Annotated in this window: 23 protein-coding genes and 1 pseudogene; 15 read left to right on the top strand and 9 right to left on the bottom strand. The window is 64.8% G+C overall.

Features of this window, described 5'->3' with window-relative positions; all coding sequences use genetic code 11:
• The first annotated feature begins 18 nt into the window (after positions 1-18).
• The 11 genes from WAS25_RS06320 to WAS25_RS06270 all read left to right on the top strand — a co-directional run bounded on the left by WAS25_RS06320 (position 19) and on the right by WAS25_RS06270 (position 9,591).
• A complete protein-coding gene (locus tag WAS25_RS06320) occupies positions 19-831 on the top strand; it encodes a tetratricopeptide repeat protein (RefSeq protein WP_422310673.1) in 813 nt (270 codons plus the stop codon).
• Between the two features lie 303 nt (positions 832-1,134).
• Positions 1,135-3,243 (top strand): AAA family ATPase, encoded by a 2,109-nt coding sequence (locus WAS25_RS06315; RefSeq protein ID WP_422310672.1) that lies wholly within the window; start codon positions 1,135-1,137, stop codon positions 3,241-3,243.
• A gap of 253 nt (positions 3,244-3,496) precedes the next feature.
• The gene (locus WAS25_RS06310) at positions 3,497-4,222 is read left to right on the top strand and encodes a hypothetical protein (protein WP_422310671.1); all 726 of its coding nucleotides are present in this window, start codon (positions 3,497-3,499) and stop codon (positions 4,220-4,222) included.
• Positions 4,223-4,224: 2 nt separating this feature from the next.
• Complete coding sequence (locus WAS25_RS06305; protein ID WP_422310670.1) at positions 4,225-4,515, top strand: hypothetical protein; 291 nt, start codon at positions 4,225-4,227, stop codon at positions 4,513-4,515.
• 100 nt (positions 4,516-4,615) lie between these two features.
• Positions 4,616-4,819, top strand: coding sequence for a hypothetical protein (locus WAS25_RS06300; RefSeq protein ID WP_422310669.1), 204 nt, complete (start codon positions 4,616-4,618; stop codon positions 4,817-4,819).
• Complete coding sequence (locus WAS25_RS06295) at positions 4,816-6,063, top strand: tyrosine-type recombinase/integrase (protein ID WP_422310668.1); 1,248 nt, start codon at positions 4,816-4,818, stop codon at positions 6,061-6,063. Before WAS25_RS06300 ends, WAS25_RS06295 begins: the two co-directional genes overlap by 4 nt.
• 13 nt (positions 6,064-6,076) lie before the next feature.
• Complete coding sequence (locus WAS25_RS06290) at positions 6,077-6,463, top strand: hypothetical protein (RefSeq protein ID WP_422310667.1); 387 nt, start codon at positions 6,077-6,079, stop codon at positions 6,461-6,463.
• A 377-nt stretch (positions 6,464-6,840) separates the two neighbouring features.
• The gene (locus WAS25_RS06285) at positions 6,841-7,596 is read left to right on the top strand and encodes a type IV toxin-antitoxin system AbiEi family antitoxin domain-containing protein (protein WP_422310666.1); all 756 of its coding nucleotides are present in this window, start codon (positions 6,841-6,843) and stop codon (positions 7,594-7,596) included.
• 102 nt (positions 7,597-7,698) lie between these two features.
• Positions 7,699-8,898: an ATP-binding protein gene (locus WAS25_RS06280; RefSeq protein WP_422310665.1), complete on the top strand. Its 1,200-nt coding sequence runs from the start codon at positions 7,699-7,701 to the stop codon at positions 8,896-8,898.
• Between the two features lie 142 nt (positions 8,899-9,040).
• A complete protein-coding gene (locus WAS25_RS06275; protein WP_422310664.1) occupies positions 9,041-9,292 on the top strand; it encodes a hypothetical protein in 252 nt (83 codons plus the stop codon).
• Positions 9,292-9,591 carry a type II toxin-antitoxin system RelE/ParE family toxin gene (locus WAS25_RS06270; protein ID WP_422310663.1) on the top strand — a complete coding sequence of 100 codons (300 nt, stop codon included), beginning with the start codon at positions 9,292-9,294 and terminating at the stop codon, positions 9,589-9,591. Before WAS25_RS06275 ends, WAS25_RS06270 begins: the two co-directional genes overlap by 1 nt.
• Before the next feature lie 359 nt (positions 9,592-9,950).
• Here the strand turns inward: WAS25_RS06270 and WAS25_RS06265 are convergent, their stop codons facing one another.
• From WAS25_RS06265 to WAS25_RS06250, 4 genes are all read right to left on the bottom strand, one after another.
• Positions 9,951-10,262 (bottom strand): HU family DNA-binding protein, encoded by a 312-nt coding sequence (locus WAS25_RS06265; RefSeq protein ID WP_422310662.1) that lies wholly within the window; start codon positions 10,260-10,262, stop codon positions 9,951-9,953.
• A 253-nt stretch (positions 10,263-10,515) separates the two neighbouring features.
• Complete coding sequence (locus tag WAS25_RS06260; protein WP_422310661.1) at positions 10,516-11,106, bottom strand: hypothetical protein; 591 nt, start codon at positions 11,104-11,106, stop codon at positions 10,516-10,518.
• Between the two features lie 83 nt (positions 11,107-11,189).
• Positions 11,190-11,822 (bottom strand): DUF2589 domain-containing protein, encoded by a 633-nt coding sequence (locus WAS25_RS06255; protein WP_422310660.1) that lies wholly within the window; start codon positions 11,820-11,822, stop codon positions 11,190-11,192.
• A 231-nt stretch (positions 11,823-12,053) separates the two neighbouring features.
• Positions 12,054-12,704, bottom strand: coding sequence for a GAF domain-containing protein (locus WAS25_RS06250; protein ID WP_422310659.1), 651 nt, complete (start codon positions 12,702-12,704; stop codon positions 12,054-12,056).
• 388 nt (positions 12,705-13,092) lie between these two features.
• Here WAS25_RS06250 and WAS25_RS06245 point away from each other — a divergent pair, with 388 nt between their 5' ends.
• Complete coding sequence (locus tag WAS25_RS06245; RefSeq protein WP_422310658.1) at positions 13,093-13,629, top strand: hypothetical protein; 537 nt, start codon at positions 13,093-13,095, stop codon at positions 13,627-13,629.
• Here WAS25_RS06245 and WAS25_RS06240 read toward each other — a convergent pair.
• Both WAS25_RS06240 and bshA read right to left on the bottom strand, forming a co-directional pair.
• Positions 13,626-16,199 carry a two-component regulator propeller domain-containing protein gene (locus tag WAS25_RS06240; RefSeq protein WP_422310657.1) on the bottom strand — a complete coding sequence of 858 codons (2,574 nt, stop codon included), beginning with the start codon at positions 16,197-16,199 and terminating at the stop codon, positions 13,626-13,628. The two genes, WAS25_RS06245 and WAS25_RS06240, sit on opposite strands and share 4 nt — an antisense overlap.
• Before the next feature lie 93 nt (positions 16,200-16,292).
• The gene (gene bshA, locus WAS25_RS06235) at positions 16,293-17,402 is read right to left on the bottom strand and encodes an N-acetyl-alpha-D-glucosaminyl L-malate synthase BshA (protein ID WP_422310656.1); all 1,110 of its coding nucleotides are present in this window, start codon (positions 17,400-17,402) and stop codon (positions 16,293-16,295) included.
• Between the two features lie 49 nt (positions 17,403-17,451).
• Between bshA and WAS25_RS06230 the strand changes: the two genes are divergently transcribed.
• From WAS25_RS06230 to WAS25_RS06220, 3 genes are read left to right on the top strand one after another with little or no spacing between them, the layout of a single operon-like run.
• On the top strand, positions 17,452-17,709 hold the full coding sequence (locus tag WAS25_RS06230; RefSeq protein WP_422310655.1) for a YggT family protein: 258 nt from the start codon (positions 17,452-17,454) through the stop codon (positions 17,707-17,709).
• Positions 17,710-17,716: 7 nt separating this feature from the next.
• Entirely contained in the window at positions 17,717-18,262 is a 546-nt protein-coding gene (locus tag WAS25_RS06225) for a DivIVA domain-containing protein (protein ID WP_422310654.1), read from the top strand.
• Positions 18,263-18,288: 26 nt separating this feature from the next.
• On the top strand, positions 18,289-19,461 hold the full coding sequence (locus tag WAS25_RS06220) for a thiolase family protein (protein ID WP_422310653.1): 1,173 nt from the start codon (positions 18,289-18,291) through the stop codon (positions 19,459-19,461).
• Between the two features lie 73 nt (positions 19,462-19,534).
• On the opposite strand, the gene WAS25_RS06215 is transcribed toward WAS25_RS06220, so the two are convergent.
• The 3 genes and pseudogenes from WAS25_RS06215 to WAS25_RS06205 form a co-directional block, all read right to left on the bottom strand.
• On the bottom strand, positions 19,535-21,058 hold the full coding sequence (locus WAS25_RS06215) for an OmpP1/FadL family transporter (protein ID WP_422310652.1): 1,524 nt from the start codon (positions 21,056-21,058) through the stop codon (positions 19,535-19,537).
• Positions 21,059-21,201: 143 nt separating this feature from the next.
• The gene (trpA, locus tag WAS25_RS06210; protein WP_422310651.1) at positions 21,202-21,963 is read right to left on the bottom strand and encodes a tryptophan synthase subunit alpha; all 762 of its coding nucleotides are present in this window, start codon (positions 21,961-21,963) and stop codon (positions 21,202-21,204) included.
• 1 nt (position 21,964) lies between these two features.
• Positions 21,965-22,314, bottom strand: a pseudogene (locus WAS25_RS06205) (tryptophan synthase subunit beta); the annotation flags it as partial.

The following is a 22,314-nucleotide window of genomic DNA, read 5'->3' as shown; positions in this document are numbered from 1 at the left end:
ACCAAACCGAGAGGTCCTATGTTCCGCATGACCTTTGTCCTACTGACGCTTGCTGTGGCGGCGGTTGGCCAGACGAACTCTGGTAAGAAGCCCAAGGCGCCACCGGCGAAGCCAGCGGCCCAATACACTTCGATCACTGAGGTCCAGGAGGCGGCGGGGAGGGGTGTCCCGGAAGCTCAACTCATGCTTGGCCTCGCCTATCAGGCCGGTAAGGCAGGGTTGACCAAGGACGATGTCGAAGCCATGAGCTGGTTTCAGAAGGCCGCGACCCAGGGAAATCCCACTGCCATGAACGAACTGGGCCACGCCTACGAAGACGGAAAAGGAGCCACCCAGAACCTCCCCGAAGCCATCAGGTGGTATCAACAGGCCGCTGAACATGGAGACGAATGGGCACAGGTCCGGGTTGGCCGCGCCTACACAAAGGGTGAGGGTGTCAGATTGGACAAGGGCGAAGCCGTGAAGTGGTATCGCAAGGCTGCGGCGCAGGGGAGCCTGTCAGCCCAGTTCTACCTCGGGCACGCACTTCAGCAGGGTGAGGGCGTCCCCCAGAACTTCGTGGAGGCCGCAAAGTGGTTTAGGAAGGCGGCTGAGCGTGGGCAGGGAGATGCCCAGTTCAGGCTGGGGATGGCCTACCTAGAGGGTAAGGGCGTGACTAAGAGTGTGCCGGAGTCCTACATTTGGTTCAGTCTCGCGGCGGCCAAGGATCACCCTGGCGGAGCCAAGGGTATGGACCTGGCTTCCGGGATGATGTCAGCACAGGCGCTTCAACAGGCCCAGGCCAGGACTCTGAAGATCGCCGAGGAAATCCAAAAGAGGAAGAAGGGCTGAGACGGGCGCCTCGGCTTGGTTATGCACCCCGAGGATCCCCGTGGTCCTGGTCGTCGTTTCTCCCGTGACCAAACCCGGAATGTGAGGCTGCGGGGTCTTCATCCTTCTGGTCATCGGCGGCGCCCTGTATTTCATTTTGAAATAGGGGTGACTCTACGCACCACCGCCTCCCCTCTCTGAACTTCCGGTGGGTTCGTGGGGATAAGTAGCCAGCAGTTTTACGGCAACCCTGATGATTCGGGGTGTAACCCAGGGCCACACCTCCCTACTTAGGAAGATGAACTCAGTTCCCCCGTGCCCCCGATGACCATCCGGACCGCAACCCTTACCGGTGTGCAGAAGTCCTTCCGGCCCGTGCTCCGGCTGTGGGGTCTTCGCCTGCTCCTGGACCTCGACGGCTACCGCTTTGTCATGGACCAGAACCGGATCACCGACTCATTCAGCCTGGCGATGATCGGCATGGACGATGTCATCGACATGGGCGACGCCAGCCTGAAGGAGCGGCTGGACACCCTGTGGCGCCAGCGAAAGACCATGAGGGTCATGGCCCCCCGGATCCCCCGGACCTCCACGCTGGGGAAGAACATCGCCTGGCTGGCGAAGACCCTGTGCCTGACCGCAGTGGAAAGCGACATCGTGGCCTTCCTCGCCCTGGCCCACCAGAACGTGGGCCTGGAACGCCTGCTGGAGAAGTTCGGGGCCTTGCGAACCAGCGAAGTCCACATGGTTTTGGCCACTGTCCTTGGCCACCCGACCGAGGAAATCGCCACTGCCTTGCACCACGCCGCCCGGCTGATCCGGTCGAACTTGGTATGGGTCCAGGGCGCGGACAAGTGGAGCTGGTCATTGAAGCTCGGCCTCCTGGCCGGGATTGGAGACCTGCTTGCCCTTGAGCACGCGGACCCTTTTGACATGTTCGCGTCGAACTTCCGCCGACCTTCCTCCGGTCCACTCGACCTCGCGGACTTCCCCCATTTGGAGCAGGACCTCAGGGTGCTGGCCCCCTATCTTCGACAGGCCCTGTTGAAGGGGCATTCCGGCGTGAACATCTTGTTCTACGGCCCGCCGGGCACCGGCAAGACTGAGTTGGCGAAAGCCCTTGCCAAAGCCGTGGGGGCGCCCCTCTTCGAGGTCGCCGCCGAGGACCGGGACGGCAACGTGATCAAGGGGGAGGCCCGGTTCGGTGCCTTCCAGCTTGCCCAGGGGGTGCTCGGTGGCGACCCCCCGCCCGTTCTGCTCTTCGACGAGGTCGAAGACGTGTTCCAGGCCGAGGAGGATGGGCTCGGCCTGTCCCGGAGGCACCGGTCGGGGCGAAAAGCATGGGTGAACCACATGCTTAGCCAGAACGCCATCCCGGCGATCTGGGTGACGAACGTCGTGGCAGCCATCGACCCCGCCTACCTTCGCAGGTTCGACTACGTTCTGGAGGTTGGGGTTCCACCCCGAAGCGTCCGCGCCGACATCCTGGAGCAATACACCAATGGGTTATCGGTCTCTCCGTGCTGGCAGGCCCAGGTGGCCGACCAGGAACGCCTCACACCCGCCGCGCTCGAACGAGCCGCAAAGGTCACGCGGGTGGCCCTCAACGGTCAGCCCGATCTCCAGGCAGAAGGGGTGATGAGCCAGCTGTTGAACAACGGTCTGGCCCTGCTGGGTGAGGTACGGATGCCATCAGGTCACAACCACGGGGAACCTCCCTATCGGCATGATCTGGTCAACGCCGACCTCGACCTGGGCGCCGTAGCCCTGGGCTTGAAGGGTTCTGGGGCGGGTCGTCTCTGCCTCTACGGCCCGCCCGGGACGGGCAAAACGGCATGGGGGCGACACCTGGCTCAGGTGCTGGACCGTCCCCTACATGTCCATCGGGGCTCGGACCTCCTTAGCCCCTACGTCGGCGAGACAGAGGCCAAGATGGCGCGGATGTTCCGCATGGCAGAGGCCGAGGGCGCCCTCCTACTCCTCGACGAGGCGGACAGCTTCTTCAGGGACCGGACGACGGCGGACGTGAGGGGTTGGGAGGTCACCCAGGTGAACGAGATGCTGACCCAGACCGAGTCCTACAGGGGGATCTTCGTCGCCTCAACGAACCTCATGGATCGCATCGACGCCGCAACCCTACGCCGCTTCGACCTGAAGATCCGCTTCGGCTTCATGACCCCGGACCAAACCGTGGCCATGCTCACGAACTGCCTAGGGCTCCTGGGGCTTCACCGCGACAGCAGGGCAGAGATGGACATCCAGAGCCTCAGCAACCTCACCCCGGGCGACTTCGCCAACGTCATGCGGCAGGCCCGCCTGGACCCCGTGACCACCACCAGGGAGTTCGTGGTCAGGCTCTCCAGAGAGTGCTCCCTCAAAGGCGGCCCCCAACGCCGCACCATCGGCTTCAGGGGGGACCATGTCGCTGTGTGACATCATCCGCCCTCGGCGCCCGGGAGCCCCCCTCCCCAACCCACAGGGGCGGTGGGCGGACCTCCTGACATCCCTGAGGGCGCAGGAGGACAGCCCGGTCGTCCAGCTCCAGGCTGTGGAAGATGCCGGTGCTATGCCAGACGAGATCGGGGATTTGGTCCAAGACTTCTTCCTCCCGCTGTTCCCCCGCTTCCGTGGGCTCTCCAGGGGCTTTCGGACTTCAAGACGGGACCTCCGCCCTGATGACTCCGAGATGGGGCTCTGGTGCCTCACGGTCTTCCGCGAACCCTGGCGGATCTTGGAGGCCCTGGGGCATCAACCCATTAACCTACTGCGTTTCCTCCTGGCCACCCATGAACCCTCCGCCTGGATCGAAGACCTTCAGCTCCTCCGTGTGCCTGCCGACATCGGCAGGTTCATCAAACCCTGGGGTGTCGAGGTCAGCCCCCAGACGGCCCCCGTGGACCTCACCTGGCTGCCGCCCAGACTGATGGGGCACCTTCAGATCATTGGCCCGGTATCCCTAGTCAAACCGCCGGAGACCGTTGACTGCCGGGGCAGTTTCACCCTTCAGGATGTCGCCGGTGTGCGCCGCCTCCACCCGGTGTTCGCTCAGTCCCTGCTAGTGGAGGGTGGCGTGGATCTGGCCGCCGTCATGCTTCACCCGCTGACCCCGACGACCATCCGGGCCTGCCCGGCCTTGAGGCAGATCCACGGCTCCGTGTGTGCGGATCTGGTCGTAGAGGACTGCCCCAACCTCCTGACCCTTGACGTGCTTCTGCCGAGGGACGCCATGCCGATCCCGTCCCTGACTATCAGGGGGTGCTCATCCTTGAAGTGGATCGGGCGGATGGCCTCTCAGCCCCGGGTGGTCAAACATCTGGTCATTGAAGGCTGCCCTGCCCTGCAAGGGGTCCGTCAGCGCCTCATCGTCAGGGGGCATAAGACCGTGGCCGGATGCCCGAGGTTGGTGGGGTGACCGTGCGTTCTTATCCCTTCAAGTCCGGCACGGCCCAGGTGGTCGTGTTCAACGGCTACGACCAGCACGGCCTCACCCTCTCCGGGCGAACCCTGACCCGGATCCTGGCGGGCAAGCCGGTGGCCATCCGGGGCCAGGGCTTTCCCGTCGAGGGCGTCCTGGAGTGGGACAGCTGGACTTTCAATCACCTCGTTCCCGGTCGCATCCATATATTCACCGACACTGGCCGCGAGGTGTTCGAGGGGAACCTCCGTGATGCCGAGGTGGCCGTCGTGGGTCCCACCCGGGGGTGACGGTGCCGAGAAGCAGGCCGGGAACCCATTCCACATGGATTGAACTTTGGTGTGTATTGGGAGCACCGGTGGTCCTACTAGGTGGGTGGAGGTGCTTTCCATGGCCCGTAAGACCGCCCCCCACGCCCTAGAACCCGAGATGGACCGCAGCCTGCGGGTGCAGCTCCTGTTGCCAGAGCATGTCGCCGACATGGTTCAGAAAATCTGCCGCGTGACCGGGGAGCGGCCTGCCGACGCCCTAAAACGCCTCATCCACATCGCCGCACCCGAAGAGCTTCACCGCATGACCAGGAGAGCGGCATGAGCGCGGGCTGGCGGGGGGGCCTCAAGAAGATCGGCGAGTTCTGGCAGTATCGGTTCTCCCACCGGGGCCAGCTCCTGACCGGCAGCACCAAGTGCGCGAACTTTAACGATGCCCGGACGTGGCTAGCCGCTTTCAGATCTCGCCTCGCTCGCGCAGAAGTGGGGGACCTCGACGCCCCCACGGTGGAGCGAGCCTTCAAGAACTGGCTCTCTCTGAAGAAGGGCATGTCCTCTGAGGCGAACCTCTCCAGAGCCCGCCGGGCGATGGACCTGCATGTCCTCCCGATCATCGGCAAAGTGAAGGCTGACCGCGTCCGGACCGGTGATGTCGCTCGGGTCTTCCAGACCTACCTCGAAGGCAAGGGGCCTCACGGACGCGCCCGCACAGTTGACGGGGCCAACGTGCTGATCTCCTACCTGCGGGCGGTCTTCGCTCAGCTCGTCGATGACGGCTACCTCGTCAAGATCCCCTTCAAGATCAGGAAGCAGAAGGTCCAGGTGAAGCCCCGGACGACGCTGCCCATAGATTTGATCGAGCCCTTCCTGGAACACATCGACCAGCACGCCCACCTCCACATCCGGGTCGCCGTGCGGTTCATGCTCTGGATGGGCCTGCGGGAGACGGAGTCACTCAGCGTTCGTTGGGAATGGATGCGCGGAAAGACCAACATGGCCCACGGGGCCACGAAGGGTAAGGAAGAAGCCAAACTCAACATCTCCGAGGACCTCCAGGAGTTACTGGCTAAGCTGCCAAAGGAGTCCGCCTGGGTTCTCCCCGGGAAGGATGACGCCCCCCATAGCCAGCAGTTCACTCGAACGGCCATCAAGCGGGCTGGGATCGCGGTGGGCGTGCCCGGGCTGACTCCCCATCGGCTTCGTGCGACCTATGCGACCCTGCTCAGCCAAACAGGGGCATCCGTCTACGAGGTTCAGAAGCTGCTGCGTCATAAGCAGTTGTCAACAACCCTGCACTACGTCCAGACGGACGAGAAGAGTCTTGCCGAGGCCAACCAGCGCCTTTACCGTCTGGCCCACCAGCCCAGGGTCACCCCTGCTGGTGACGACCCAGCGGTGCAGGAGCCCAGGGCCGTGGCCGTGACCAACATGACGGCGCCCTACGCAAACCAATCGGCCCAGATCGTCACCTTCGTTCCCATGGCCAGCGGCTACTCCTCGACGATGGGGGCCCAGAGAACGACATGGGTCTCCCAGGCCGAGGATGAGCTGACGGTGCCGGTGGCATGACCTGGGCTGGAACATGAGCGACGCGAAACTGATCACGAGCCCACTGGGTGCCATGACCTACCTGGAGACCCAGGGCTATCACCCGGGCACCTCAGGGCTCCTCGTCCTCGACACCTCGGGGCACATTCTCCTGGCCAAGGTTCTCTCTGAGACGGCCCTGCCCGACTGTCGGAAGTTCTTCCGCGAGGCCCTGGTGGCAGGCCCATCCGCTTCCGGGGTCGTGGCCTTCACCATCGCGGCGGAGGTCGGCCAGCGGGTCGAGGATGTCCGCGAGTTTGCCCTTCATCTCCACGAAGCAGGTTCCGTGCTGGGCCTTCCTCTTCTCGACTTCCTGGTGATCACCGCCTGCCCCTTCAAGGGAGCCTCTGCCAGCTTCCGGGCGAGGGAGCCATGGAGCTGAAACCTGGCCGAGACGTTGTATGGGTCGAGGGCACGATCCAGTCCGTGGAGATCGCGGGATCGTTGCTCACCATTTACGTAGTTGACGACGAGGGTGACCGACACGTCATGGCCGGGGACTGGCGTCCGGTCTCCCTCATCCTGGACGAGGTGATCTCCAGGTCGAGAGCCCTGGGCATCAACCCCTCTGATCTGGTCGTCCAGGTATGCGCCCATTCGTTGCCCATGCGGAAAGTAACAAATAGTGTTTCTATCCGCATAGGACCAAGTCCCCGGCCTCCATATACCAATTGAAATAGTATTCGTTACATTTTGAGGTTGTTCATGTTGGATGTCTCGATCAACTCCGCCCATCCACCTCCTCGTCTTCGACGGTGGGTGGATGAGCTGCAAGCGGAAGGCCGTCACACCTTCACCAAGGAGGAGGCATCCAAGGCAACCCGTCTCGTCGATCCAAACTTGCGGATCTACCTGGGACGGCTGGTCAGTCGTGGACGATTGGCCATGCCCCGGCGCGGCTTCTTCGTGATCGTTCCGCTGGAGCACCAGTCAACGGGGGGCCCATCAGCCCCCTGGTTCATCGACGCCCTGATGGCAGCCGAAGGCCGTGAATACTATGTGGCCCTCGTGTCCGCCGCCGCGATCTACGGCGTGTCCACCCCACCCCTCGCGGCGCTCCAGGTCATGGTGGAGTCCCAGCGGAGGCCCGTGCAGGTTGGGCACCACCGGATCGACTTCTTCGTGCGCCCAGCCGCCGAGCTGATGCCTCGCCGGGAGGTGAAGACGCCCACGGGCACCATGATGGTCTCTACCCCGGCCACTACCGCCCTGGATCTTGTGGCTTTCCAGCATCACATCGGTGGGCTGGACCGTGCCGTATCCCTGATCTCCAGGTTTGCAGATCAAATCGACACCTACGACCTGCTTTTGGCCGCCAGAAGGGCCAGCCCACCGACCTTCCAGCGCCTGGGCTTCCTCCTTGAGCAGATGGGCAAGGAGAAGCCGGTGGAGGAGATCGAGATCATCCTCCGGTCCGTGAAACACGACATCGTCAAACTTCATCCCGGAGTTCCTGTCGGGGGTTCGGCCTTCTCGAACCGATGGTTACTCTGGCTTAATGATGAGCGCGGGTAGGGTTCGAGGTCCTCAAAAGGCAAAGATTCCAGTCCTTACAAATGATTTTACCGTTTCAAAATATAATATTGAATCGGTCATCAATAGTCCTAGACTCTATTTATGATCCAACGGGACCTCCTGCCCATCCTTCTACGCTGGGCCGCTGCCTACCCAGTCGTGACCCTGACGGGGCCCAGGCAGTCGGGGAAGACGACCCTATGCAAGGCGGCCTTCCCCGGCAAGCCATACGTGAGCCTGGAGCCGCTGGAGACCCGGGCCTTCGCCCTGGAGGACCCCAGAGGGTTCCTAGCCCAATACCCTGATGGCGCCATCCTCGACGAGGTCCAGCACGCCGCCGGACTGCTCAGTTACATCCAGGACATGGTGGACAACGACCCCGCCCCTGGTCGCTTCATCCTCACAGGCTCTCAACATTTCGGGCTGAGCGAGGCGGTGAGCCAGTCCCTGGCCGGAAGGACGGTCATCCTCCACCTGCTGCCGCCCAGCCTGGGCGAGCTGCGCCGATTCCCGGCGGCCCCGAAGGACTTGTTCTCCACGCTGTTCATGGGCGCCTACCCCCGCATCCATGACCAGGGCATCCCGCCGGAACGGTGGCTGGCCGACTACGTCGCCACCTATGTCCAACGTGACGTTCGGCAGGTGCTCAACGTGGGCGACCTGCTGGGCTTCAACACCTTCCTCCGCCTCTGTGCAGGCAGCACGGGGCAGGAACTCAATCTCTCCCGCCTCGGGGCGGATGCTGGGATCTCCCAGCCCACCGCCAAGGCATGGCTCTCGGTGCTGGAGAGCAGCTTCCTATGCTTCCGCCTGGGCCCGTGGCACACGAACCACCGCAAGCGGCTCGTCAAGGCCCCGAAGCTGCACTTCTACGATTCGGGCCTGGTCTGCTATCTACTCGGCATCCGCACCGCCGAGCAGCTTGAGACCCACCCCCTGAGGGGCTCGATCTTCGAGACCTGGGTGGCCTCCGAGGTCATGAAGATGCACCTACATCAGGGCCTGGAAGCCTCGGCGTTCCACTACCGGGAGGTCTCTGGCTTGGAAGTGGACCTTGTCATCCATGGCCTCGACCGGACCCGCCTCGTGGAGTTCAAGTCGGGACGCACCGTCGATGGCTCATGGTTGAAGCCGCTCATGGAGGCCAAGGCAGCCCTGGAGGCCGGGGCGCCGGGTCACGAGTTCGAGCCCATCCTGGTTTACGGTGGTGATCAGCGACAGCGCCGGAACGAGGTAGACATCCGTCCCTGGGACAGCCTCGAAGACTTGGGCCCGACTCCGAATCGCCCCCAGGAACGCTGACATCGCCCGGATGATCCATGACCGTTATCTCGATCTCAAGCGCCCGACACTGTGAGTTGGGGCTCTCCCGGTGACTGGTCAGAGGCAGCTTGGGGTTGTTATCTGATTAAAAAGATTTAAAATCCCTAAATGGGGGGTCTCTATGGCCATCGGTCGTCCAAAGTCCTTTGAAGGTCCGACCACCAAGGTCTCCATGATGGTCCCGGAGGAGACGGCTCGGATGATGCGCGTCATGGCTGCTGAGAAGGGCGTGAGCATGGCCCAGCTTGTGGATGATTGGGCGCGTCGGGCCCGAGTTGTAGAAGCTGTTGACCAGGGGCGGGAGGCTTTCGAGGCCGGGGACTTCGTCACCCATGAGGAGGCAGGAGCCCGCCTCAAGAAGCGTGCTCACTGATGCAGGTCCTGTGGGCCGGACCGGCCCTGAGGGAGCTGGAGGAGTCGCTGGACTACATCGCTAGAGAGGCCCCCGAGGCCGCCGACCGCATCGGTCACAAGGTCCACGGTGCTGTGGGGCGGCTTGCCCAGTTCCCTGACCTAGGCCGCATGGTGCCGGAGATCGAGGACCCCTCCTTGAGGGAAATCATCGAACCTCCCTTTCGAGTCATATACGAGCGCCAGGACGATGTCATCCGCGTCTTGGCGGTGCTACGGTTTGAGCGGGATCCTGACCTCGGAGAGATTCAGGGGCGTTAAAAAAAAATCCAGGATTCAACCCTTGGTGAACAAGGATTGAAATATCGAGGTCGCCACCACCATCACCAACCCGCACCACTATTGAGTTCCAGCGGTTTTCATCCAGGTCCTCATAATCCCTAGGTCGGCAGTTCGAGTCTGCCTCCAGCCACCACTCAACACACCGGAGCCGAGCGGCTCCGGTTTTGCTGTGCCACCACCCAAGCCCGCAGACTCGGACTGCCGAGAAGCAGTGGCGGCCCGGCAGTCCAAAGCGAGCAAGACATCATTGACAGCCATTGTCGAATGTTGGGGTCCGTCTCTGTACAGAACCAGCGGGGAGGCACACCGCCTCCCCGCTGGCCTTGCTCGAACCGCTGCTACTTCTTCTTGGCGGCCTTCTTCGGGGCGGCCTTCTTGGCGGCGCCGGCCTTGGAGGCCTTGAAGCCCATGGACTTGGAAGCGCCGATCTTGATCGCGGCGCCAGTCTGGGGGTTGCGGCCAGTGCGGGCCTTGCGGACCTTCTGGGAGAAGGTGCCGAAGCCAACGAGGGTCACCTTTCCGCCCTTGCCAACGTGGCCGGCGATGGTTCCGAGGAAGCAGCCGATGGCGGCGGCAGCAGCGGACTTGGTGATGTCGGCAGCCTTGGCGACCGCTTCGACGAGTTCAGCCTTGGTGAGGTTCTCGGCCATGAAATGGCTCCTGTGTAAGGGCGTGGGCCCGCACAGGATGATGCCCTCAATCGCGGGAGTTTCAAGCCCGAATTGAGTTCCCGGGAAATTCGTGGGAGGCATCGGGCCCTGCCCGGGCTGCAGAAAGCCCCCTCTGGACACCCCTGAATCGGGGCAGAATCCCAATCAAATCAAGGCGATTCCCATTGCGGAACCATGCTGGTACTGGATCCGCACACGGCTGGAGCCACCCCGGTATGGCGCCTCTCCCCGCCTAGTCGATGGCGATCTTCAGGTCGAACCGGGTGATCTTGTCGGATCCCATTTTGAGGAGTTCCTCGGTCTGATAGGAAAACAGGGCCTCCCGCTCGGGGTTCTGGTTGGTCCGGTTGAGGAAGTCCTCCCGCAGCTTGTCGACCTTCCCGGTCATCTCCCCCCAGGTCGCCTCGGGGTCGAAGTCGGGGATCTTCCTGTCCCGGACCCGCTCCGCCAGGAAGCTCACCACCGTGCGGGCCAGTTTCTTGTTGGCAAAGGTCATGCGTTTGGTCTTCTGGATGAAGTGGGCCGCCTCCTCGGCCAGTTCCCCCCGCAGGTCCAGGGGCAGGGAGGCCGGGAGCAGCCGCAGCAGCTGCATGCTGGTCAGCATGGGGGTCTGGGCCCGGGGAGCTGTGATCTGCGCCAGGGCCAGGGGCAGGGACACCGAAGCCTCGGTGATCCGGATGCGGCTGGGGGCGAACTCCTTGAGCAGGCTATTGCTCTCATAGACCTGCCGCCAGTGCTCGCGGCTGACGTCGGCGGCCACTCCCGCCGCTTCGAACTCCTTGAGCAGGCTGGCCAGGATTTCCTTCAGAGGCAGGGCTTCCATGAATCATTCTCTCCCGGCCTCCGCCGACATATCCGACGGAGGCACCCAAGCTGACGATGGTGGAATCAGGTCCCTCGGTCCGGTCAGGGGGCTGGCGGCGTCACGACCTTGGTGGCGTTCTCGGCGATGCTCAGGAGGGTCTCGATGCCCTTGGGGAGCGGCGCAGAGCTGCCCTTAATGCTGATGTTGAGGTTGTACTCCTGCTCTCGCCCGGTCTTGAACCTCGATTCGAAATCAGTCTTGGTGGTGGACTCCACCTTCATTCCCCCACCGATCTTCAGCATGGAGAAGATGCTCAGGGATCCGCCCACATTGCCGGTGGTGGTCGTGGTGGTGCTGGTCGCGAACTTGGCTGAGAAGGACTGCATGCTCTTCAGCTTCACGTTGAAGGACCAGTCGAAGTTATTGATCTCGAAGCTCGGGACATTGAAGAGGGTAATGAAGGGGAGGTCGACGTTGGTGACCGTCTGGACTCCGTCCTTGTCCACGGAGACCTGTAGCTTCGCCACGCGGACATCGTAGTCGTTCGCCGTGCCGTCGCTGGGTGCATCGAAGAGGGAGAGGGAGTCCTCCTCCTTGCGGATGAAGCCGACCTCCTCGATGAACTGGACGGTCGTCATGGCGGCCTGGGCCTGGGCCTTGATGACGGCATTGAGGGGGGCCGAGATCAGCTGTTCCAGGGGCAGGTTCCTGAGTTCGGTGATGTCTTCTTGCATGGCTCTGATCCTCCTGAGGCGTGCCTACTCTGTGCGGTTTTCGGCGTTCCCGTATTCGGAACCCTGGACCGCAAGGAGTGTGCCTGTGGGATTGATTCGATAAATGATTTATTTGCCTGAAATAAACAAGCAGCACGCCAGCCATGGGGCGATGACGACCCGGTTTGATGCGGGGCTCCGGGTCTGATCAGACCCAATTCCCGGGTGGCTTGGACCCAAGAGGTCCAGCCCCTACCGGGCCTTCTCCAGACCCGTGATGCGCTCGGTGGCCTCCATGGCCAGGCTCACCAGGCTGGAGGCGAAGGCCGCGAACTGCTTCTCCTCGGGCAGCCAGGCCCGCCGGGGGCCGGTGTGTTCCAGGCAGACGACCCCCGCCAATTTGTCGCCATGCTTGATGGGCACATCCAGCATGGAGGTGATGCTCAGCGGGATCAGGTAACCTTCCGTGAACTCCCGCGTACGGGGGTCCTGGCGGGCATCCTCGGCGGCGACCACCCTGCCCCGTTCGATCTCCGCGAAATAGGTGGGGTAGTGGCCGCCCGAGAGCCGGGCGCCTTCGCTGTGGAGGCCCTCAAGGCCGTCGAAGATGCAGGCGCAGGTCAGGATTGTCCGTGTCTCGTCGAGGAACCAGACACTGGCCCGCTGGACCTGGACGGAAAGCGCCGCCATCCGGGTGATGTCACGCAGGGCGCTGCCCAGGTCGCCCGACACGATCGAGCGGTGGCGGCTGAGCAGGGTCATGGCCATGAGCAGGCGGTTGAGGAAGTTTTCCTTCTCACGCAGATGGTGAACCTCGAGCGAGAGCGCCTCCACGTCCACCGTGTTCACGGCGTCGATGAACTCGAAAACGGAGCCGTTCTCGGAACGCATGTGACTAGGCACGAAGCCCCTCCGGGCAAAGGAACAGTCTGGTCGATCGGTTCCTCCCAGTGGAGTGGTGAGCATCACACTTTCGGATTAAATAAATAATATGATTCAACTTCTAATTACAGCATGATCCATGACCCCAGACTCCTCATTGACAGATCCCGGTTCGGGGTCTATCCGTGGAGGACTTTTCCCGGGGTGCCTCATGGCGTGCAGCCTTCGTCGATTCCGAGTTGGGCTGAGTCTGCTTGCCCTCAGTTTGCCGAGTTGTGCCCAGGGCGCACCTGGCCCCTGGTCCATGACGGCCTACCTCCAGCAAAGCTGGCCAAAGCAGACCGAGACGAACAGGCAGATCAGGGAGATCAACGCGACCTTCGGATCCTCCTTCCGGACTTGGGATGATGTGCCGAATCTCAATCTGGGTCTGCACCTCTTCCATGACCTGAACCCGAAGTGGAAGGTGGGCCTCGGCCTTGACTACTCCCGGGGCAAGATCGATGGGATGGCCACCGTGGACACGCTGGCCGGACCAGCCGCCCTGACCTTCAAGCAGGAGTACGGGATCTATGCCGACCTCTTCGTCCTGGCCCAGTATCGGCCCATGGGTGCGGCGGATCGCTGGGTGCCCTTTCTGCTCGGCGGGGTCGGGCTCGCCTACGAGAAGGACCAGACGCGCCTGACCCTGCGCAACAGCTTCCTGGACGAGTCCCTCCAGGTGGACAACAGCGGCTGGTTCCCCATCGCCACCCTTGGCGTTGGTGTGGACATCTATCTGTCCGAACGGAGGACCTGGTACGCCGAGGCCGGGTTGAGCTATTCCTGGGCCCGGCTCAGGCACTCCGTCCCGGCCACGGGCTCCCTGGCCACCTCACCCTCGGTCACGGCGGACACTGACTCCACCGGGCCCAACGTCTGGGTGGGACTGGGACGGCGGTTCTAGGCCGATCCCTGATCCGGGTGGTCGCCTCGGGGCTCTTCCTTGGCCCTGGTCGGGTGTTTCCCTGAGTAGTCCGGAAACAGGTTGCCCACGCAATCCGGGCAGATGCCATGAGAGAAGCCAACTTCCGAGTGGTCGCTGATGTATTGCTCAAGCTGGTTCCAGTAGCCGCGGTCGTCGCGGATCTTCTTGCAGCTCGCGCAAATGGGCAGGAGCCCTGAGAGCTGTTTCACCCGGCCAAGAGCCTCGGTGAGTTCAAGGTTCCGCCCTCGCAGCTCTTCGGTCCGCGAGGTCACCAGCACTTCCAGGGCCGCCTTGCTGCGGGCGAGGTTGGCGACCCGCAGGCGGACGATCAGGAAGATCACACCCACCGCACCCAGTCCCCAGAGCGTCCAGGCCCACCAGGACCGGTACCAGGACGGCAGGACTCGCAGAGAGAGGCCCGCGGCGGGCCCGAAAGCTCCGTCCGGCTGGGCCGCCCGGGCCTCGAAGCGGTAGGTTCCGCCCGGCAGGGACTGATACCGGGTCCATGGGGCGTCCAGATCGCGCCATGCCTCTTCCAGGCCCAGCAGACGGACCTGAATGCGGACCTGGCCCTCGTGTCGGTAGCTCGGGACGGCCACCCGGAAGGCGAGGCTGGAATCCCGCGGCCCCACAGGCTGGAAAGTGCCGAACGGGGCCTCCAGGCGTTGCTGGCCTTTCATGACGTAGAGGATGTGGGGTTGGGGGGCCGGCAGCGGCGGCTCCACCATGCCAGTCTCGTAGCGGACGAGGCCCGCCACGGTGCCCACCCACACCTGCTTGTCCTCGGCTAGCAGGGCTAGGAGATCGCAGTCCTCACTGACCATCCCTTCCTGGCGACCCACATGCAGTCCGGTGTCCAGGCAGTCCAGCCCCTGGTCCGTGCTCACCCAGGTCCTGCCCTGGGGATCCACCTCTACGGCATAGACTAGATCGGAGCGGAGTCCCTGCCCTGCGTGACGCCTGTCCACCACGGTCAGCCGGTCACCATCGAGGCGGACCCGCAACAGACCAAGGGGCTCGCGAGAGGAGATCCACGCGCTGCCATCGGCGAGGAAGGCAAGAGCATAGTGGCCGAAGGGGTGGAGTCCGTCCTGCTCCGAGAAAAGTCGCCAGGTTCCAGATCTGTCGCGGATGTGCAGACCCAGGCTCGAGGCCGCCCAGATCCTCCCCTGCTTGTCCTCGCGCATCTGGAAGACACTCAGGCTGCCAGATGGCGCGCCCGCCGGCCCAACTTCTTGCACGAGGCGCTGGCTGCTGGGGTCCCAGCGAAGCAGACCCAGGCTGACGTGACCGAGCCAGACCTGCCCGGACCGATCCGTCATCACCGTGTTCAGTTTGCGGCCCAATTCGCCGAGGGGCGCCACTCGGGCCCTGGCGGCCCCTGGCTCGAGCCAGAGAATCGGCCCCATGGTCCCAACCATCCAAAGCCGGCCTGTCTTGTCCATCGCCACGGATTTCACTCGCTGGCCCCCGGTCCCGGGTATCTGCCACGCCCCGCTTTCACCCACACGGAAGGCGCCGTCGTCCGTTCCCGCGAGCAGGTTTCCCTTGGGGTCGCGAAGCATGGACCACACGATGCCCCCAGTCGCTCCAGAGGTCAGTGGATGGTTCCAGATCCGCCCCTTGCCCTGCAGCCGGGCTAGGCTGGGGCCGAGGATCCACAGACCTCCTTCCCGATCCCTGAAGACGTTCCGGACCCAGCGCATGGGCAGGCCGGCCGACGCGTCCAGGAGGATGGAGCGGGTTCCCTCCAGGCGCAGCGCCCCTGCCCTGGTGGGCAACCAGAGAGAGCCGTCTTCATCCCGCAGGAACACGCCATAGGGGGTCAGGGCGGCCTTCAGGTGATGGGACTGGTCGGTGAAGCGGGCGGCCCCCGGCTCCTTCATGACCAGTTGCCGGTCCTTGCAAACCCACACTCGACCTGCTCCGTCCTGGCCGACCAGGCCGGCACCGCTCCGGGGAAGCCCCTGGGAAGCGCCCCAGGATTCAATGCCTCCGTTTGGATGAAAGGTGAAGAGTCCCTGGTCCGTGCCCACGTGCATGGCCCCATCCAGTCCCCCTGCCACGCTGACCACTTGGCCCGGGGGAGAGTGAGGGTGTCGCTTGAACTCCAGGCCCTGGACCTGGACGAACAGGACCTGCCCAGTGGCGATCCACAGTCGACCGGTGGCGTCGGTGGCCATGCCCTGCAGGCCCAAGGGGGGGCTCTGGAGATCGAACCTGGCAGCCTCGATGCGGCCTTGCCTGAACCGGGCGAGCCCCTGGGCGGTCGAGACCCAGAGCCCGCCATCGGGAGCAGCCAGCAACCGGTCGACCCAGTCCGAAGGCAGCCCGTCCTTCCGCGACCAGCGGCTGGTGTGGCCACCCTCGTAGCGGAGCAGCCCGTTCCCGGTGCCCATCCAGATGAATCCATCCGAGTCCTGCGCCAGACAGGTGATGCCACCGTTGGGCAGGCCTTGGTCAGGACCGACCACGGCGAAGGGTCGATGCCAGCCCTCGGCGCTCAGGCCCCCCCAGGCCAGACCCAGGGCCAGGGCTATGAGCGCCATTCGCCAAACCTTCACCTGAATGCCTCCATGCCCGCTTCATCGGCGAAGTGGGCCGATGCCTGATTTCCAGGGCGAACGCCAAAAGCTGCTGCGTCAGGCCTGTCCAAGCACCCGCCGGTATAGGGCCTCGTACTGGTCCACGATGGGGCCTTCGGCGAAAGTGCCCAGGGCCCTGGCCCGGGCAAAGTCCCCCATGGTCAGGCGCAGGTCTTCGTCCCGCAGCAGCCGGATCGCGTCCGCCGCCATGGCCTCCACATCGCCCAGCTCTTCCAGATAGCCGTCCACCCCGTGGCGAACCACCTCGGGCAGGCCGCCCACGCGGCTGGCGATGACCGGTACCCGGTGGCCCATGGCCTCGAGGGCAGCTAGGCCGAAGCTCTCGGTGGCGCTGGGGAGCAGGAAGAGGTCTGAGCAGGCCAGCACCGTCCCGATGTCCAGCTGCTTGCCCGTGAAGCGCACTTCCGCCGCGAAGCCCTGCTCCCGACAGTAGGCCTCGGCCTCCACGCGGTCGGGGCCGTCGCCCACCATGATGAGGCGAGCAGGAACCTCCTTCCGCACCCGCTCAAATACCTTGAGCACATCCATGACCCGCTTCACCGGACGGAAATTGGAGATGTGGGTCAGCACGAAGGCCGCCTTGGGGGCCAGCCAGGCACGGCAGTCGGGTCGCTCCTGGCCGGGCGGCTCCACGAAATTGCCGATGACATCGATGGTGCGGTCCACCCCGAAGGTCTTGACGGTCTCCTCCCGCAGGTATTCGGAGACGGCCGTGACGCCATCGCTCTCGCGGATGGCCATCCTCACCATGGGCAGGTAGCTGGGGTCGCTGCCCACCACCGTGATGTCCGTGCCGTGCAGGGTGGTCACCACCTTGAGGCGTGGCACGGCCATGCGCGCCAGCAGGGCCGCCATGGCGTGGGGGATGGCGTAGTGGGCATGGATGATGTCCAGGCCATTGTGCTCGGCCACGTCCGCCATCTTCGAGCCCAGGGCGATTGAATAGGGGGCGTCCTCGAACAGGGGGTAGGGACTGGCCCGCACCTCGTGGAAGGTGATGCGGTCCTCGAAGCCGATTAGGCGCGGCGGCAGGCTGGGGCTGAGGATGTGCACCTCGTGGCCCCGGGCCGCCAGGGCCTTCCCGACCTCCGTGGCCACGACGCCCGAGCCGCCGAAGGTGCTGTAGCAGGAGATGCCGATGCGCATGGAAGATCCTCGTCCCAGCTATGATGAACAGGTCCCAAGGATTATGCCCATGCCCCTGCTCTTCACCATCGCCTACTACGCCCTGGATGCGATCATCTACCTCCTGATCGCCACGGCCCTCCTGTCCTGGTTCCCCATCGATCCCCGGAACCGCTGGGTGCGCCTCCTGCATACGATCACCGAGCCCATCCTGCATCCCATCCGGGCCATCGTTCCCCCCATCGGCGGCTTCAGCCTCGACATCCTCATCGCCGTGCTGCTGCTCGGCGTCATCCAGCGGGTCTTCCTCCGGGCCCTGACCTCCTGAGGCCACCATGAAATACACCCCCCTCGACATCCAGCGCCGGGAATTCGAGAAGGTCTTCCGGGGCCTGGAGGAGTCCGAGGTCCGCACCTTCCTTCACGAGATCGCCGGGGAGTGGGAGGAGCTGCTGGCAGAGAACCAGAAGCTGAAGGAGGAGATCCTCGACAACCGCGAGCGCCTGCGCCAGTACCAGGACCAGGACCGCATCTTCCGCGAGACACTCCTCCAGGCCCAGCGCACCCGCGAGGACGTGCTGGACGGGGCCAACCGCGAAAAGGAACTGGTCATCCGCGAAGCCCAGTTCAAGGCCGAGGAGGTGGTCCGCGAAGCCCAGCAGCACGTGGTGGAGCTGGAGGTGCACATCCGCAATCTAAAAATGGAGCGCCTCAAGTTCCTGCGGGAAATGGAGGCCCTCATGGACCGCACCCGCCGCCACCTGCAGGACGAGGCCCCGGACATCTACCTGGCCGCGCCCCCCACCCTGAACCTGGAGAACCTCGATCTCAGTGCCCTGGATGAGGCCTTTCCGCCGCAGCGGCGCCCGATTCAGGGCTGACCGTGGTGCTCACCACCGGAGTCCCCATGTCCCACGCCGTCATCCTGAAATCCCTCCGCAGCCCCATCGGCAAGTTCCAGGGCGCCTTGGCGCCCCTGGCGGCGCCGGACCTGGCAGCCCAGGTGGTGAAGGCCCTGCTGGCCGCGGTGCCGGGCGCCGAACCCACCGAAGCCATCTTCGGTAATGTGGTGGGCGCGGGCGTGGGCCAGGCCCCGGCCCGCCAGGCGGCGCTCCGCGGCGGCCTACCCGCCAGCGTCTCGGCGCTCACCATCAACAAGGTCTGCGGCAGCGGCCTCAAGGCCATCCAGCTGGCGGCCAACGCCGTGCGACTCGGTGACCACGAGGTGGTCCTGGCGGGCGGCATGGAGTCCATGTCCAATGCGCCCTACCTCATGCCCAAGCTGCGCGCCGGCGCCCGCATGGGCCACACCGAGGCCAAGGACGCCATGATCCTCGATGGCCTCTGGTGCGCCATGACCGATCAGCACATGGGCCACACGGGCGAACTGGTGGCCGACAAGTACGGCGTGGGCCGCGAGGCCCAGGATGCCTGGGCCGCCGAGAGCCACCGCAAGGCCCTGGCTGCCATGCAGGCGGGCGCCTTTCAGGCCGAGATCGTGCCCATCACCATTCCTGGGAAGAAGGGCGACCTCATCGTCAGCGAGGACGAGGGGCCCCGGGCCGACTGCACCACGGAATCCCTGGCTAAGCTGCGCCCGGCCTTCAAGAAGGACGGCACTGTCACCGCGGGCAACGCCCCCAGCGTGAACGACGGCGCCGCCGCTGTTCTGGTCACGACCGAGGACTACGCCAGGGCCCACGGCCTGCCCATCCAGGCGCGCATCCTGGGCACCGCCACGGCGGGCCTGGATCCCGAGTGGGTGCTCATGGCCCCCGTGGAGGCCATCCGCAAGCTGCTGGCGAAGGTGGGCTGGGCCGTGAACGATGTGGACCTCTGGGAGATCAACGAGGCCTTCGCCGTGCAACTCGTGGCCACCAAGGATGAGCTGAAGCTGCCCGCCGACCGCATCAACATCCACGGCGGCGCCGTGGCCCTGGGCCATCCCATCGGGGCGTCCGGTGCCCGGGTGATGGCCACCCTTCTGCATGCCCTGGAGCGCCAGGGGCAGCAGCGCGGCATCGCCGCGCTGTGTCTCGGTGGCGGCAACGCCATCGCCATGGCGGTCGAACGGGTGTAGCGGGACGGCCAAGCCGTGCGTACGCAAAAGGGGGCCGGTATGCCGGCCCCCTTTTGCGCATGAGCGCTGCTAACTAGAAGCTGTAGCGGAGGGCGGCACCCAGGATGTTGATGTCGGCCTTGATGGTGCCGTTCAGGTTGCCGCGGGTCGCGTTGGGGTCGGTGGCCGTGGTCCCGGCGGAGAGCATGACCTTGCCATCGCTGATGAAGAGGCGGCTGTAGCCGAAATCGAGGGTGGTCTGCTTCGAGAAGGCGTAGCTGGCCCCGAAGGAGATCCACTTGCGGTCGTTGTCGGGGATGCGGGGGGTTCGGTAGGCATCGGCCACGGCGCTCTTGTCCATGGCTGCACCAGCCCGGAAGGTCCAGGCCTGGTTCAGCTTCCAAGTGCCGCCCAGGGAGACGAAGGTGGTGTCATTCCAGTTCTCGTCCGTGATGGATTCCGTGGTCTGGGGCGCCACGTTGTCCGTGAACTTCACGACCAGGGTCTTGAAGCTGGACCAGGTCGTGCGGGCCACTTCGCCCTGGAGGGCGAAGGTGGGGGTCACCTTCCAGTCGAAGCCCAGCGAGAGGGTTGAGGGCAGGTTGAGGTCCGCCTGGCCCTTGCCGTTCTTGAGGCCGGCTGCAGTCAGTGCGCCGAAGTCGGTGGCGGGCATGGAAGCCGGGTACTCGAAGGAGGCATCGCCCTTCAGGGTCATGTCCATGGCTGCCTGGTAGGCCAGGCCGATGCGCAAGTCCTTGGAGGGTTGGAAGATGATGCCGGCCTTCCAGCCGTAGCCCCAGCCATCACCCTTGAGTCCAGCCTTGCCGTCCCAGGCGCCCGGGATGGCGTATCCGGGGGTGCCAAACGTGCCATTGGGCAGACCCATGGCGACGGTGGCGACAGGGCTGTTCTGGCCGGGGCCGGGGGATACGGTGGACAGTCCGGCACCCGCCAGGGCCCCACCCACCTTCAAGGCTAGCGCCGTGCCGTAATCCACGGCATTGGTCAGTTCCGCCTCGGCTTTGCGGACAATGAAGGCCGCGCCGAAGGTGACGGAGTTGCTCACGCGATAGGCGATGCTCGGGGCGATGTCGATGGTCTTCAGCTCAGACTTCAGCGCGTGGTAGCGGCCGATCCAGTTGGCGTCGTACTCGGTGGTGAGGCCGTAGGGCACGTTCAGGGAGAGGCCGAGCTTCAGGTCCTTGCTCACGCTGTACATGATGTTGAACTCAGGCAGCACCGCCGAGATGGCGGCGTTGCCGTGGCTGGAAGGACCGGAAATAGTGTTCAGGCTGGTGCCGGTGACAGGGGCACTCTGGAACCCGAGCCCGAGCAGGACCGGCGTGCGGGTCGCCGTGGCACCCTCGAACTTGGCGCCCAAGCTGACATAGGTGCCGCCCATGGAGAACTGCCAGCCGTCGTACTGAGTCATCACCGCCGGATTGAAGAAGAGGGCGCTGATGTCGCCGCCGCCCGCGCTGACGCCGGCGAAGGCGTTGCCCTGGGAGAGCGGGCTCTGCTCGCGAAGCTGGAAGCCGCTGGCCTGGGCCTGGGGCGCGAAGGCCCCGGCCGCGACCAGGGTCAGGGCGGTGAGGGTGAGACGCGAACGATGACTCATAGGGGCATAGCTCCTGACCCGGTGTCCCGGGGTGAGTGGCTGTCGCCAGCCGATTCCGTAGGGATGAAGATGGACCACGATACCAAATCGCCCCGGTCCTGCAACCACTCTCGCGGATTGGGTTCGGTTGCCTCATTCACGATCTAGGAGTCACCAACCATGCGAGGCGACAGAATGGCGCGGAGGCTCTGGCCCTCGGCCAACTCCTGCACCAGAGCTGAACCGATGACTGGCGTGGCTCCGAGAGTGCGCACCTGGGCCAGGCTCTGCGCATCCGACAGGCCGAAGCCCACGGCAAGAGGGCGGTCCGAAAGGGTCCGGATCTGCTGGACGCGCGTCACGACCGGCCCCAGGTCCATGCCCTGCCCCGTGCCGGTGACGCCCAGCCGGGCCACCACATAGGCGAAGCGCTGGGCGAAGGGGGTGCCGGCGCCAGGATCGGGGCGTTCCAACAGGATCTGCCGCGCCCGCTCGAGGGTGGTGGTCGGGGACAGCAGGGGCACCATGGGGTAGCCTGCGGTGCGCAGGTCCGCCTCGAAGGCAGGTTCCTCGCCGAAGGGCAGGTCCACCACGAGCAGGGCCTTCACGGGCGTCGGCGCCAGCAGGGCCCGCAGCCGCCCGGCCCCGATTTGGAGCAGCGGATTGAGGTAGGTGAAGAGGATCACGTCAGGGCTGTCTGATATCCCGGCCAGGGACTCCAGGACACGCATGGGCGTGGCACCGCGGCCGATGGCCCGCTGGGCGGCGGCCTGCAAGACCGGGCCATCGGCGATGGGGTCCGAGTGGGGCAGACCGAGTTCGATGGCTGGGATGCCCAGGGCTTTGGCTTCGGCAAGCAGGCTGGGCAGCGCATCCAGGGAAGGATCGCCGGCCATGAGGAAGGGCAGCAGTGGATTCAGGCTCATCTCAGATCCCCAGACGCGACTGGTAGGTGGACAGGTCCTTGTCACCGCGGCCGCTGAGGCCCAGCAGGACGGTGGCGACGCCCTCGGCGACGAGCGCGGGCAGCAGGGCCAGGGCGTGACTGCTCTCCAGGGCCGGCAGGATGCCCTCGGCTTCGCAGAGCTGGCGTGCGCCGACAAGCGCCTCGTCATCGGAGGCGCGGCGCACTTCGACTTTCCCGTCGAGGGCCAGGGCCGCTAGCTCAGGCCCGAGGGCCGGGTAGTCCAGCCCGGCGCTGATGCTCGCGGTCTCGGCCGTGTGGCCGTGGTCGTTCTGCAGCAGCAGGGTCTTGCAGCCGTGCAGCACACCCATGC

It is taken from the genome of Geothrix sp. (genome assembly GCF_049292215.1).
Lineage (GTDB): Bacteria > Acidobacteriota > Holophagae > Holophagales > Holophagaceae > Geothrix.
Note: the sequence above shows the minus strand (reverse complement) of the source record. Positions and strands in the feature narration are given on the sequence as shown.

Bases quoted from the DNA above. Each gene is read 5' to 3' on its own strand.
- WAS25_RS06255 (WP_422310660.1), bottom strand. From the start codon at position 11,822: ATGCAAGAAGACATCACCGAACTCAGGAACCTGCCCCTGGAACAGCTG.
- WAS25_RS06275 (WP_422310664.1), top strand. From the start codon at position 9,041: ATGGCCATCGGTCGTCCAAAGTCCTTTGAAGGTCCGACCACCAAGGTC.
- WAS25_RS06320 (WP_422310673.1), top strand. From the start codon at position 19: ATGTTCCGCATGACCTTTGTCCTACTGACGCTTGCTGTGGCGGCGGTT.
- WAS25_RS06230 (WP_422310655.1), top strand. From the start codon at position 17,452: ATGCCCCTGCTCTTCACCATCGCCTACTACGCCCTGGATGCGATCATC.
- trpA (WP_422310651.1), bottom strand. From the start codon at position 21,963: ATGAGCCTGAATCCACTGCTGCCCTTCCTCATGGCCGGCGATCCTTCC.
- WAS25_RS06310 (WP_422310671.1), top strand. From the start codon at position 3,497: ATGGGGCTCTGGTGCCTCACGGTCTTCCGCGAACCCTGGCGGATCTTG.
- WAS25_RS06295 (WP_422310668.1), top strand. From the start codon at position 4,816: ATGAGCGCGGGCTGGCGGGGGGGCCTCAAGAAGATCGGCGAGTTCTGG.
- WAS25_RS06215 (WP_422310652.1), bottom strand. From the start codon at position 21,058: ATGAGTCATCGTTCGCGTCTCACCCTCACCGCCCTGACCCTGGTCGCG.
- WAS25_RS06240 (WP_422310657.1), bottom strand. From the start codon at position 16,199: ATGGCGCTCATAGCCCTGGCCCTGGGTCTGGCCTGGGGGGGCCTGAGC.
- WAS25_RS06280 (WP_422310665.1), top strand. From the start codon at position 7,699: ATGATCCAACGGGACCTCCTGCCCATCCTTCTACGCTGGGCCGCTGCC.
- WAS25_RS06315 (WP_422310672.1), top strand. From the start codon at position 1,135: ATGACCATCCGGACCGCAACCCTTACCGGTGTGCAGAAGTCCTTCCGG.
- WAS25_RS06265 (WP_422310662.1), bottom strand. From the start codon at position 10,262: ATGGCCGAGAACCTCACCAAGGCTGAACTCGTCGAAGCGGTCGCCAAG.
- WAS25_RS06270 (WP_422310663.1), top strand. From the start codon at position 9,292: ATGCAGGTCCTGTGGGCCGGACCGGCCCTGAGGGAGCTGGAGGAGTCG.
- WAS25_RS06220 (WP_422310653.1), top strand. From the start codon at position 18,289: ATGTCCCACGCCGTCATCCTGAAATCCCTCCGCAGCCCCATCGGCAAG.
- WAS25_RS06260 (WP_422310661.1), bottom strand. From the start codon at position 11,106: ATGGAAGCCCTGCCTCTGAAGGAAATCCTGGCCAGCCTGCTCAAGGAG.
- bshA (WP_422310656.1), bottom strand. From the start codon at position 17,402: ATGCGCATCGGCATCTCCTGCTACAGCACCTTCGGCGGCTCGGGCGTC.
- WAS25_RS06290 (WP_422310667.1), top strand. From the start codon at position 6,077: ATGAGCGACGCGAAACTGATCACGAGCCCACTGGGTGCCATGACCTAC.
- WAS25_RS06300 (WP_422310669.1), top strand. From the start codon at position 4,616: ATGGCCCGTAAGACCGCCCCCCACGCCCTAGAACCCGAGATGGACCGC.
- WAS25_RS06225 (WP_422310654.1), top strand. From the start codon at position 17,717: ATGAAATACACCCCCCTCGACATCCAGCGCCGGGAATTCGAGAAGGTC.